Source organism: Schleiferilactobacillus perolens DSM 12744, assembly GCF_001435585.1.
GTDB classification, from domain to species: domain Bacteria; phylum Bacillota; class Bacilli; order Lactobacillales; family Lactobacillaceae; genus Schleiferilactobacillus; species Schleiferilactobacillus perolens.
In genome coordinates this window covers 139201-151676 of record NZ_AZEC01000001.1, presented here as the reverse complement: position 1 = coordinate 151676, position 12476 = coordinate 139201, and the positions used below count along the sequence as shown (strand labels likewise).

10 protein-coding genes are annotated in these 12476 nt (G+C 44.2%); 2 read left to right on the top strand and 8 right to left on the bottom strand.

The window, feature by feature from the left end; genetic code table 11:
* Nucleotides 1–79: 79 nt before the first annotated feature.
* Entirely contained in the window at nt 80–1939 is a 1860-nt protein-coding gene (locus FD09_RS00630) for a beta-glucoside-specific PTS transporter subunit IIABC (RefSeq protein ID WP_057817230.1), read from the top strand.
* 18 nt (nt 1940–1957) lie between these two features.
* Complete coding sequence (locus FD09_RS00625; RefSeq protein WP_057817228.1) at nt 1958–3463, top strand: glycoside hydrolase family 1 protein; 1506 nt, start codon at nt 1958–1960, stop codon at nt 3461–3463.
* An 84-nt stretch (nt 3464–3547) separates the two neighbouring features.
* On the opposite strand, the gene FD09_RS00620 is transcribed toward FD09_RS00625, so the two are convergent.
* From FD09_RS00620 to FD09_RS00585, 8 genes are all read right to left on the bottom strand, one after another.
* Nucleotides 3548–3871 carry a PTS lactose/cellobiose transporter subunit IIA gene (locus FD09_RS00620; RefSeq protein ID WP_057817226.1) on the bottom strand — a complete coding sequence of 108 codons (324 nt, stop codon included), beginning with the start codon at nt 3869–3871 and terminating at the stop codon, nt 3548–3550.
* Nucleotides 3872–3896: 25 nt separating this feature from the next.
* Nucleotides 3897–4175, bottom strand: a complete 279-nt coding sequence (locus tag FD09_RS00615) for a hypothetical protein (RefSeq protein ID WP_057817224.1) — start codon at nt 4173–4175, stop codon at nt 3897–3899.
* Nucleotides 4175–5452, bottom strand: coding sequence for a PTS sugar transporter subunit IIC (locus tag FD09_RS00610; RefSeq protein WP_057817222.1), 1278 nt, complete (start codon nt 5450–5452; stop codon nt 4175–4177). Before FD09_RS00610 ends, FD09_RS00615 begins: the two co-directional genes overlap by 1 nt.
* A gap of 13 nt (nt 5453–5465) precedes the next feature.
* Nucleotides 5466–5771 (bottom strand): PTS sugar transporter subunit IIB, encoded by a 306-nt coding sequence (locus FD09_RS00605; RefSeq protein ID WP_057817221.1) that lies wholly within the window; start codon nt 5769–5771, stop codon nt 5466–5468.
* Between the two features lies 1 nt (nt 5772).
* The gene (locus FD09_RS00600) at nt 5773–7215 is read right to left on the bottom strand and encodes a glycoside hydrolase family 1 protein (RefSeq protein ID WP_057817218.1); all 1443 of its coding nucleotides are present in this window, start codon (nt 7213–7215) and stop codon (nt 5773–5775) included.
* A gap of 80 nt (nt 7216–7295) precedes the next feature.
* Nucleotides 7296–8189, bottom strand: a complete 894-nt coding sequence (locus tag FD09_RS00595; RefSeq protein ID WP_057817216.1) for a MurR/RpiR family transcriptional regulator — start codon at nt 8187–8189, stop codon at nt 7296–7298.
* A 245-nt stretch (nt 8190–8434) separates the two neighbouring features.
* Complete coding sequence (locus FD09_RS00590) at nt 8435–10894, bottom strand: glycoside hydrolase family 65 protein (RefSeq protein ID WP_157053632.1); 2460 nt, start codon at nt 10892–10894, stop codon at nt 8435–8437.
* On the bottom strand, nt 10791–12476 hold the full coding sequence (locus FD09_RS00585; protein ID WP_057817212.1) for a glycoside hydrolase family 13 protein: 1686 nt from the start codon (nt 12474–12476) through the stop codon (nt 10791–10793). Before FD09_RS00585 ends, FD09_RS00590 begins: the two co-directional genes overlap by 104 nt.

Here is a 12476-nt window from a genome sequence, read left to right as displayed (position 1 = left end):
GAACTTTCTCTAAAATCTGTAAGCGGTTCAGTATGATAGCACTATCAGTATGAAACATCCACGAAAGGAAGAATATCCCATGCGTAAAGATTACACCGCCATGGCCCAACAGATTGTTTCCCAAATCGGGGGCGAAGAGAACGTCATCGATCTGTATCATTGTATTACACGGCTCCGTTTTCGCCTAAAAGATCAAAATATTGCTCATTCCCACGCCGATCAGATTAAGAAAATCCCCGGTGTCTTATCCGTTGTCGAGGCGAACGGTCAATTCCAAGTCGTCATTGGCAATGATGTCGATAAGGCATACGACAGTGTCATGGCTAATTACTCGATTCAGAGTGCATTGGACGGTGAAGCAGACACGACCAGTACAGACGATAGTAAACAGGGTAATATTCTCACCCGTTTCTTCAATGTGCTATCCTCGATTTTTAACCCGATCATTATGCCCCTAGCTGGTGCTGGGATGATTAAGGCATTGCTAGTCATCCTCACAACTTTTAAGTGGATGAGTGAAAAGTCGAGTACATACGCAATCTTGTCCGCCGCCGGCAACAGTGTCTTTTATTTCTTACCCTTATTCCTAACTGTGAGTGCGGCCAAGGTTTTTAAAGCGAATCAATTCGTCAGCTTGGCCATCGTCGCTGCACTATTGGAACCAAACTTCACGAAACTCGTCACAGGAAACGGTGTCAAAGTGGATTTCTTTGGTCTTCCGGCAATCCTGATGGGCTACTCAGGCACCGTCATTCCAGCCATCATTGCGATTTTTATCTATGCTCAGTTTGAACGTAAAGTGCTGAATCGGTTTGTCCCAAAAAGCTTAGAGATCTTCCTTTTACCGATGATTGCACTGCTAATCATGGTGCCAGCGACTGTCATGGTAATCGGCCCGGTGGGCGTCGCTTTGGGCAACGGCCTGGGCACGGCTGTTAATTTCATCAGCCAACACAGTGGACTACTCGCTGGTGTTATTATCGGCGGTGGTTGGACATACCTTGTGATGATTGGTATCCATTGGGGAGTTGTTCCGATCATGATTAACAATTTAGCGACCCATGGTTACGACATTATCAGACCAATGGTTGCGGCGGCGACTTTTGCAAGTGCCGGCGCCGCCCTGGGAGTCTTTTTCCGTTCCAAAGACAAAGATGTTAAAACACTCGCACTGTCATCGCTCATTCCTGCATTATTGGGAGGCATTACGGAACCAATCGTGTACGGTTTGTCCGTTCGCTTCAAACGTCCCCTGATTGCCCAGACGATTGCTGGCGCAGTAGCCGGCGGTTTTATGGGAATGATGCAAACCAAAGCCATTGTCTATGTATTCCCAGCTTTAACCACATTGCCCGCCTTTTTTGGCAAGACCTTTATCTTCTATCTGATTGGTATCACCATTGCTTTTAGCCTTTCTGCAGTACTGACATACATCCTTGGCCTTGGTGAAGATCCAGAAAAAGCAACCGACAATGTGACGCCCAATAATGAATTAACTTTGCCATTCGCAGGTGACGCTCTTCCCTTAGATCAAGTTTCTGACGAAGTATTCGCTAGCAAGGCAATGGGTGAAGGCATCGCAGTCAAACCGATAAACGGTAATTTACTTGCGCCAATTACAGGCACTGTCACCACTGTTTTCCCAACAAAACACGCGCTGGGCTTTAAATCCGCCAATGGCATGGAAGTCCTTGTGCATATCGGTATTGATACTGTGAACTTAAAAGGTACCGGGTATCAGATTGATGTAAAGGAGGGCGACCATGTCACCCAGGGGCAGCATATCGGTCAGGTTGACCTTGCCCTATTGCGCGATAAAGGCTACGACACCACCACGATGCTAATCGTGACGAACACCCAAGAAGTTGGCGCCTTTCACATTACGACAGACGATCAGGACTATGCATTTAGTGATCCACAAGCAGCCGTTGAGGCATAAAGAAGGAGAATACCGATCATGACGAAAAGTTACTTCCCAAAAAACTTTCTATGGGGCGGCGCGATTGCAGCTAACCAAGCAGAAGGAGCCTGGAACATTGACGGTAAAGGAATGTCAGTGGCCGATGTCGCCCAATATAAGCCTAATGTCGATCCCAAAGACTATGTCAGTCAATGGCATGTCTCACCGACGCAAATTCAAAAAGCCATGCAGACTGACGACACGACTTACTATCCTAAGCGCCACGGTATTGACTTCTATCACCGTTACAAGGAAGACCTGGCGTTATTTTCTAAGATGGGAATGAAATGTCTGCGGGTTTCTATTGCTTGGACCCGGCTTTTCCCGACTGGTACAGAAAGCACTCCAAATGCGAATGGCATTGCCTTTTACCGCAACTTATTCAAAGAAATGAATCGATTGGGCATTGAACCACTCGTCACTTTAGCCCACTATGAGATGCCGCTTTACCTGGTCAATCACTACGACGGTTGGGTTTCCCGAGAAGTCGTTGACCTGTTCATTCGCTTTTGTCGGGTCTGTTTCCAAGAGTTCAACCCGTATGTGCATTATTGGCTGACTTTTAACGAAATTGATAGCGTCTTTCGTCATCCGTTTACGACAGTCGGCGTCGTGGAAGAAAAATACGCGAACAAAAAAGAAGCCGAACAAGCAATTTACCAGGCACTGCATCATCAATTTCTTGCAAGTGCACTGGCCACAAAAGAATTACGAAAGGTTGATTCGACAGCCAAAATTGGTTGTATGATGACCAAAACGCTTGCTTATCCGCTCACGCCTAATCCAGAAGACGCGCTGCTTGCCCAGCAGTACAATCGCAACAACTACTTCTACGCCGATGTGCAAGTCTTTGGCGCCTATCCTCAATACATGAAGAATTATTTCAATTCTCACGACATCCATGTCCAGATGCACCAAGGTGATGAGGAGATCCTCAAACAGTATACGGTAGATTTCGTCTCCTTCTCCTACTACATGACAATGGTGAAGAGTATTGATGAGGATCATATGGAAAAGGTTGGGGGCAATCTAACCACTAGCGTCAAGAACCCTTATCTTGAAACCAGTGACTGGGGCTGGCAAGTTGACCCAGTGGGATTGCGTATTTCGCTAATCGATATTTATGATCGGTACCATCTGCCTGTCTTCATTGTCGAAAACGGCATCGGTGCCAAAGATACCTTCGTTGACGGCACAGTTCACGATGATTACCGAATTAAATATTTCAGTGATCACTTCAAACAGGTCAATTTAGCCATCCGGGATGGTGTGGATGTGATGGGCTTTACCACATGGGGCTGCATTGATATTATCAGTGCTTCCACCTCCCAGATTAGTAAGCGATACGGCTTTGTCTATGTTGATTTAGACGATTTAGGTCGTGGAACCTATGACCGTTATCCCAAAGATTCTTATTACTGGTACAAGCGCGTGATCGAAACTAACGGTGCTTCACTTTATGAAGACTCAAAGGTAGCAGCCGCTGGTTCGCTCAAGTCGTAATAAACAGAAAAGGTCCGGAATCACTGGCAAAAGTCGGTGATTTCGGACCTTTTTCAATCCACACTAGCACATGCTGGGTTATCTCTATTCAACACGCTTAAGTGCGTTGATGTCTTTTTGCATTTTAATCATTTGTTCAATTAACGTTTGTTCACTCATTGTCGTCATCAGTTGATCTTGCGCATGGATAAGCAACAAGGAGATATTAGTCTTACCCGCTAGATCAGCCGTAATGAGCTTTGTTTGGACATTGTGGGCCAATGTCATCTCGGTACTCGCTTCTGCCAAAAGTTTGTCACTCTTAGCATAGTCATTGCTTCTCACAGCTTCCAACGCGTCATAAAGGTCCGCTCGCGCAGTGCCGCTGTGTGAAATGATATCAAAAATTTGTCCTTCAAGTTCTTCCATTTATGTCCCCATCTCACTTTTCTTCTTAAAAGCGCATCACGAACAAATACGTAATGATGCTGACCGCAATTGTTGTCATGATAGCGAAGTAAGCATATCGGCGAAGATTAAAGTGTTCTTTACGTTCGATGTAGAGTAAGACCGCAGGAAAGAGTAACCCAATCCCCACAGTGTTACCGAAAAAGCTCAACGCTTTAGAGTGGAGACTGTCGTTTAAAGCAATAATTGCTAAGTTGATTAACGCTAGTCCTACAATAAAAACAGTTGCGCTGAGAAAGTTGGGCATTCTCCGATTGCGTGTCATTATCCTGCATCCTCCTCACTCAAACCCTCTTGTTCCTTAGCTAATTCCTGTCTGTCATACATCCTGACGAACGGATAGTAGATAACCGTTGCAATGACGATATCGACCAGACATAAGACAATTGCTCGCCAATCGCCACCAGTGGCCAAGAATGCGCCAATTGGTGCTGGTAATGTCCAAGGCGGCTGAACAAACATCAGGTGGACAAAGCCCAGCTTAAATGCAAACCACGAGACTGTGACCATTACTAACGGTGCGCCAATAAATGGAATGAAGAAGATAGGGTTCAACATTACTGGGAAGCCAAAGATAATTGGTTCGTTAATATTGAACAAAGCCGGAATCATTGACGCCCTGGTAATTGATTTCGTGTACTTGGCTTTACCAACCAATAAAGCACAGATAATCAACCCAATCGTGGCACCTGAACCACCAATTGAAACAAACCACTGAAAGAACGTTTCTGGTGCAATATGCGTGGGTTGCTGTCCCTTGGACATTGATTCAGCATTTTCCGTGAAATACTGCAACCAGATTGGCCGGGCAATAGAACCTACAATTGAATCTCCTGAAATACCAAAGATCCACAGAAATACCGTCAGGAACGCCGGTACTAGTACCCCAGGCAGTGTATCTCCCGCCTTGACTAATGGCGAAAACAGGGTTTGAATTACTGTTTCCAAATTAATTTTGAGTACAACGTTGATTAACGTCATAACCAAAATGATGATTCCCGCTGGTACAATAGCTTCAAAAGAATGAGCCACTGAACTGGGCACCTGCTCCGGCATTTTGAATGTCAGATTGTGCTTCTTACAAACACGCAGGACTTCAACAGCAAAGATGGCAAGTATCATACAAGGAAAGATACCGACAGACCCCAAGCTCTCCATAGGGAGCATTAATCCTGCCTTTGTGGTTACAGGCATAATGCTCAATAAAAATGCCGCCACAGATAGCTGTCCACCAGCTAAGGGATCCAATTCATAGCTTTTTGCCAGATTATACCCAATGCCAAAACAGATATACAGCGACATAATCCAAAAGGTTAGTCGATACGGGATTAGGATCTGCAAGGCATGCGCTGTTGCCCATTGGTGAAAAGCCCAATTTGTAGGAATCGGCGGAAATGCAATAATCAAGAAGAAACTACCAATGATGATGAGCGGAATCGCAGAAATCACGCCATCACGAACAGCTCGCAAATGACGTTGCTCGGAAAGTTTGGATAATGGCTGCGTCACTTTATCGTTGAGCGTATCTAGAATCTTATTCATGAGGGATCCCTCCTTAGGATTCTTCAATCAATTTAAGAAGGTGCGGCCCTCCCAATGGACTATAATCACGCGGCGGAATATTCTCAATTGTGATACCCTTCTTATCCGCATATCCCTTAAAGGTATCGAAACGATTACGTACTTGCGGTGCAACCAAGATCATGTCCCAATCATTATTCTCAATCGCGTCTTGCGCCTGAGGAGAGCCAACAGCACTCGCCTCTAGTTCTACCCCTTTTTTGTCTGCTTCTGTCTTCAGTGCTTTTTCCACGATCGCACTAGACATTCCGCCAGAACAAACGATCAAAATCTTCTTCATGTTATTTTTCTCCTTTCGCTCGTTGCTCCAGAATGAAATTGTGATACCAATTAAAACTGTCCTTCTTGTATCGCTTGTAAGTACCGTGACCATCGTTATCTGCGTCAACATAGATCACGCCATAACGTTTATCCATTTCACAGCTGCCTGCAGATACAATATCAATGATTCCCCAAGCCATATAAGCCCGAACATCAACCCCTTCATTTTTGGCAGCAATAATCTGTTTGAAGTGTTCTTTGAAGTACTCGATGCGATACGGATCATGAACCGCACCATTTGCTTCAAGCTGATCGCGTGCGCCTAAACCATTCTCGGAAATGATCACTGGCTTCTCATACCGGTCGTATACCTTATGCAACGTTGTCCGTAATCCAATTGGATCAATTTGCCAACCCCACTCTGTGGCCTTCAAATAAGGGTTCTTAGTTGTGACAACTAAGTTTCCGGCAGTTTGAGTGCTATTTTCCTTCACAGTGCAAATGGAAGATGAGTAATACGAAAAGGAAACAAAATCAACAGTGTTCTCTTTCAAGACTTTACGATCTTCTTCTGTGATTTCGAAAGTCACGTGATGCTTGTCAAAGAACGGTTGTGCATAGTACGGATACTTCCCTTTGGCCAAAATATCCATGCAATACCATTGATTGACTTCCTCGTCTCGTACAAGTTCCAAATTATCTTCAGGGCTTGGTGTCAACGGATAGTAACAAAAGCATGCAACCATGGCCCCAAACTTTCCAGGTACACCCATTTTGCGTGCTGCTTGAATTGTTCGTGCATTCGCAACAAACTGGTAATGCAGGGAACGAAAGACATCGTCATAACTGTAATCTGCATCTTCTGGTTTAACCAATCCAACACCGTTATACGGGCTGAAATACCCTGCGTTAATTTCATTAAAGGGTAACCAATAATCGACAATGTTACCCCACTTTTTAAAAACAAACTTGGCAAAATGAACAAACACATCAATTGTTTTACGATTTGTCCATCCGCGATACTTTTCAACAATACTCAGTGGCAATGCGTAGTGGTTGATTGTTAGGAATATTTTGATGCCCGCAGCGTGCAGCTTTTGCAAAATTGCATCATAATATGCTACACCTTTAGCATTCGGCTCTTCTTCCTCACCAGTTGGAAACAAACGTGACCAGCTAATAGACAGACGATAGATATCGACACCTAGTTCCTCCAGAAGATCAATATCGGTCAGTCCATACTCATATCCTTTCGTGCCAACTCGAAATGGATAATAACGAGAACTATTTGGATCTTTTGCTTCATCAATTACTTTCTGCGTCAAAAGCCGAGTTTCGGTTGTGGCATTACTTGTTCGCGGAATGTATGGCCGACAATCTTGCGTGTCCATCCCTTTGCCATCGGTGAAGCCCCCTTCATATTGACTTGCCGAAGTGGCACCACCCCAAAGAATTCTGCTCATAAAACACTCCCCTTTCCCCGGTACTTAACCGCTTACATTTTAAGTATACCCAAACGAAACATAATTTCAAGTATTTAGTGTTAAATTTTTTTCTCAGAAATAAAATTTCTTTTGTGACGCAGTTCTCTATTTTGGTACGCCTCAACAATGTCTTTGGACCGGTTGATTGCGTTTGTGCTGGCATCATAATGACGGCTAACGAAATAGTAGAATAATAAGTCAACAACCATAAACTGCGTCAACAGTGAGTTAGTGGCCGCAATACGATGGTGACGCTCAATTGGCAAACTGGTATGGACCGAAATATCACTCGCGGAAGAAACAGAATTATTACCGAACTTCGTCAGCGATATTACTCCAACATGGGAAATCTTGGCCGTCTTCGCCGCATAAATTGCTTCTGGCGTCTCCCCCGAATTCGAAATAATCCAAAGTACGTCTCTTTTTGTTCCATTGGCAATCGCTGGTAATAATACGTTTAAATCGTTCAGTGCATTGGCTGGGTAACCAATTCGGCTCCATTTTTGAGAAATATTCTGGGCGGTCAAAAAACTGGCACCGACGCCAAAAATATAAATCTGCCGTGCCCCAGACAGCATCCGCGCCACTTCGCTAAATACTTCAATATCAATTTGATCCACAGTATCCTGCAGCGCTTCTTTCGCGTTGTACAACAGTTTCTCCTTAAGCCGCGAAAGTGACTCATTCCGAGCAATATCGGCATTTAAATCCACGTCGATATTCTGTTTGGTCAAGTCAGCCGCTAATTCAATCTTGAAGGCAGTAAAACCACCAACTCCAATCCGTTTTGTTAAACGAACGACTGTTGCAGCGCTTGCATCTGACGCTTCTGCCAATTGGGCCACTGTCATATCAAGAACTGCCTGCGGATGACCTAACACGTAATCTGCTATCTTCTTCTCTACGTCAGATAAACTGTCCTGTGCATTGGTAATTTTACGTTTAATCGGCATTATGATAGCCTCCTTCTTTACTTGCACCAACTGTGGTAACGAGTTGATCAAAGCAATCTGTCATTTCAGTTCATTTGTCTTTTTATGAAATTTTGTTTCAACCATCTATATTTTACAAGGTAAGCGATTACAGTCAAGAAAAAAGTTGATTATTGGTTGGCGCAGAAATGAAAATAGCACTGAGACTCGGAGCAAGGTTCCGAGTCTCAGTGCTAAAACTTGTCCGATGTATAACATCCCCAACATCAATCCATCGAAATGACGAGCCGATCGCTCAATTCATATTCATTTTCTCTGCAGGTGAATTTAACCGGATGCGTCTGCGTTAAATTCTCGATTTCTAACCGATCATGTGTTTCATGAATGTGGAGCTGCTGTTGATGCCACCAAATACGGAAATCCAACGACCGCCATTTTCGGGGAAGATTAGGAGTAATACGCAGTGTACCGTCCAAATACCTGATGCCGCCAAATCCGAAAATCACCATATTCCAAATACCAGCGAGTGCTGCCGCGTGAACGCCATCATTGCTGCTATTGGTATTGTTGCCTAAGTCGATCTGTCTTGCCTGTTCGTAGAAGCGCCATGCTTCATCCTGCAGCCCTAAATCCGCCGCAAAAATACTATGGGTCAGCCTGGAAAGAGATGAGTCATGTGTTGTCTTGGGTTCATAATAATCCCAATTAGCACGCTTTGTCTCACTCGAGAAAGATTTTTCAAACAAGTACAGCAGCAGGATAACATCGGCTTGTTTGGTTATTTGCATGTCATTGATTTGGCTCAGGTTGTAATGATCGAATATCTCGTCCACTTTTCCCGCATTCCGAAAAGGAGTCAGATCGATCACTTTTTTAGAAAGATAAGTGTCATCCTGAGGAATAATCTGCTCCGCGTTTGGTTGCGGCAGGTACAGATGGGCTAAACAGTCAGCCAGGTCAATTGCTAATTGCTGCAAGTTCATTTTTTGATCAAACTGCCTGTAAATTTCTGGTTTCTCGTTCTTCAACCTCGCAATCAACTTCTGAGCTAATTGCATATTCCAATAGGCCATGTAATTTGTGAAGGCATTGTTGTTCACGTGTTCTTTGTACTCATCTGGTCCAATGACATCATTGATATCGTACTGCTGACGATTCTCGGATCTATTCATTCGACTGGTCCAAAAGCGGGCTGTATCGAAAATTACCTCATATCCATACGTCCGGCCAAACAAATTATCTTGTGTGGCGTTCAAATACTCATTGATACCGTAAGCCACATCGGAGGTAATATGTTGTTCAATAAACCCCGACCAAATTTTCATTGGTGTGCCGGTAATGATATCGGCCGGTCCCCAAATTGGCGTACTTTCACCATCTTCAATCCAAGATGATTCCCACGGATATTGAGCACCTCGATAACCATTCTCTGCAGCCTTTCGTCGTGCACCTGCCAATCCGTGATAGCGATAGGTCACTAGTTTCCGCGCGATGTCTGGATAGTTGAAGATGAAATACGGCAAGATAAATAATTCAGTATCCCAAAATGTGTGACCTTTGTATCCCTCCCCCGTCAACCCCTTCGCACCGATGTTCATTCTTGCATCATGTGCCGGTGTCATCACGTGTAAGTGATAACGCGCAAAATTCAGAGACAATTGATCCATAAAATCATTGGAATCAATTGTGATTGGCATCTTACCCCACACTTTCTTCCGCCAAGCTTCTGCTGATTGGTGTAAATTGCTGACATACCCATCACGAACAAGTTCATCGGCTCTTTTCAACCCTGCTTGTTGCAAGCTGTTTTGATCTGGATATACAACATCGTTGTCTCGCGATGAATAGATAGCCGCATTCTTCTCGAATACTAAATCCTCACTTGGAGAAAGACTAACAGTATACTCGCGTAGTAACTGCCGACGTGGCATTAACGTTCTGGTTTGCTCAATTGTACTGTGATCACCAACAGAAAAGTCTTGGTTAGCAGTAATGCTCACCAGAATGTGTGATTGATTCGTTTCGGTCACATACTGTAAGGTTTTCCCCTTGTACAATCGTTTCTCACCATCTGAAAAATGCTGACTCCCTGAATTAGTTTGCTGGCCGTCAATACCACTTTCGAAGACAATTGGGAGGGGCTTTTTACCCAGATTGGTAATCACAATCTTTGTTCCCAATACATGGCGATCCGCAAATGAAATAAAGCGGCTGGAAGCAAACTGAAGTGCATATTCCCCAATTTCCCAGCGGAATTCTCTCGTTAATTCACCAGTCTGTAAATTTAACGTTCTTTGATAATGACTGAGCTGTCCAGTATTTAAATCTAACGGATACCCGCCAACCCATAACCGCAGTCTAAACACGTCAGGAACATTAGGTAATTCTGTCACTTCCGTGTCGTCAAATTGATCAAAGGTGCCATTAACAAATGTATCCCGTTTCTCACCCACATAATGCTCTTCAGTTGCTGATCGAATGCCCATATAGCCATTCCCAAGAGCAAGTATCGATTCATATTTTCCCAATTTTTGGCTGTCAAATTGGGTTTCCTTCACCAGCCAAAGAAGATCAGTATCCTGTGACATATAATTGTGTCCTCCTCTCTTCTCACGCTTTGGATCATTGCTTTTGGACAATGTAGGACTTTGCTTCATAAGGTCGCAAATTATCCATTCCTTGATCGCTGGCGTAGTTGCTGATGAGCAATCGGACAGTTTTATCAATTTGGCTAGCAAAATCGCGTTTTAAGAATTCATCTGAAAAGTTATTGATGACGAGGACTTTCTCAGAGCCATTCTCTCGGACATACGCATAGACCTTGTCGTCGGTTGGGTCCAATAACTGATAAGAACCGTCTATGAAGACATCGTGCCCCTGACGCACCGAAATCAGTTTCTTATAGTATGCTAGAACCGAGTCTGGATCTGTTTCCTCATCATGAACGTTGATGTCGACGTAATTTCCGTTCACTTTAAGCCATGGTGTGACCGTACTAAACCCGGCATTATTGGTGGCATCCCACTGCATTGGCGTCCGTGCGTTATCCCGTGATCGTCGCTGAATCGCCGCCATCATCTCTGTGGAAGAAATCAACTTCTTTTCCTCCACAAGTTCCTGGTAAGCATTAAGCGTATCCAAATCCTTGTAATCTGCTAATGTCATTGAGCGAGCATTGGTCATACCTAATTCCTCACCCTGATAAATATAGGGCGTTCCCTGTAGGAAATGGAGTGTCTGAGCCAGCATCTTTGCAGAAACGGATCGATATTGTGGCGTGTCATTACCAAACCGAGAAACTACCCGAGGCTGATCGTGATTATTCCAATACAGACTATTCCAAGCACGACCATGCAGTTTTTCTTGCCAATAACTCAAGCTCCTCTTTAGATCCACCAAATTGAGCTTTCGCGTTGACCACTTTCCGAATTGGGGATCATTGTCTAAGCTCATATGTTCAAATTGAAAGACCATTTCCAATTCATGCCGATCAAAGCCTGTGTACTTAATTGCATCTTCTGCGGTCACATCCCCGGTCTCACCCACTGTGATCAAATCATACTGGGATAATACCTTCCTGTTCATCTCCCGTAAATACTCATGAACATGCGGCCCGTTAGCGGACATACGCAACGATGAGAAGGATTTACCATCAGCAACAAGCGGATCATCTGGCAGGCCTGTTGGCTTGGAAATCAAATTAATGACATCCATGCGGAAACCATCAATTCCTTTTTCACACCACCATTTCATAATGTCGTATACTTCGGCTCGTACGGCTGGATTGTCCCAATTTAAGTCGGGTTGTTTCTGACTGAAGAGGTGCAAATACCACTCTTCATTAGCTGTGTTAAACTGCCAAGCTGGTCCATGAAATTCTGACCGCCAATTATTGGGTGGTGTGCCATCCTTCTCTCCCTTCCGCCAAATATAGAAATTGTGGTAGGGACTGCTTGGATCAATACCCTGTTGAAACCATGGATGTTCATCCGAAGTATGGTTCACCACCAGATCCATCATGAGTTTCATCCCACGGGTGTGAATTCCTGACAGCAATTTGTCAAAATCATCCATTGTGCCAAACTCAGGCATGATTTTGCGATAATTCGATATGTCATATCCATTGTCATCGTTGGGGGACTCGTAAATAGGATTTAACCAGAGTACATCTACACCGAGCGACTTCACATAGTCGAGTCGTTGTGTAATGCCTGGCAAATCGCCAATACCATCACCGTTGGAATCTTGAAAACTGCGCGGATAGATTTGATAAACAGTCGCTTTTTGCCACCATTCAATACTGCTCAT

What these genes read in the sequence shown, in the direction of transcription:
- FD09_RS00600 (WP_057817218.1), bottom strand. Translation starts at nt 7,215, where the DNA reads ATGAGCAGAATTCTTTGGGGTGGTGCCACTTCGGCAAGTCAATATGAA.
- FD09_RS00585 (WP_057817212.1), bottom strand. Translation starts at nt 12,476, where the DNA reads ATGAGCAGTATTGAATGGTGGCAAAAAGCGACTGTTTATCAAATCTAT.
- FD09_RS00630 (WP_057817230.1), top strand. Translation starts at nt 80, where the DNA reads ATGCGTAAAGATTACACCGCCATGGCCCAACAGATTGTTTCCCAAATC.
- FD09_RS00610 (WP_057817222.1), bottom strand. Translation starts at nt 5,452, where the DNA reads ATGAATAAGATTCTAGATACGCTCAACGATAAAGTGACGCAGCCATTA.
- FD09_RS00615 (WP_057817224.1), bottom strand. Translation starts at nt 4,175, where the DNA reads ATGACACGCAATCGGAGAATGCCCAACTTTCTCAGCGCAACTGTTTTT.
- FD09_RS00620 (WP_057817226.1), bottom strand. Translation starts at nt 3,871, where the DNA reads ATGGAAGAACTTGAAGGACAAATTTTTGATATCATTTCACACAGCGGC.
- FD09_RS00605 (WP_057817221.1), bottom strand. Translation starts at nt 5,771, where the DNA reads ATGAAGAAGATTTTGATCGTTTGTTCTGGCGGAATGTCTAGTGCGATC.
- FD09_RS00595 (WP_057817216.1), bottom strand. Translation starts at nt 8,189, where the DNA reads ATGCCGATTAAACGTAAAATTACCAATGCACAGGACAGTTTATCTGAC.
- FD09_RS00625 (WP_057817228.1), top strand. Translation starts at nt 1,958, where the DNA reads ATGACGAAAAGTTACTTCCCAAAAAACTTTCTATGGGGCGGCGCGATT.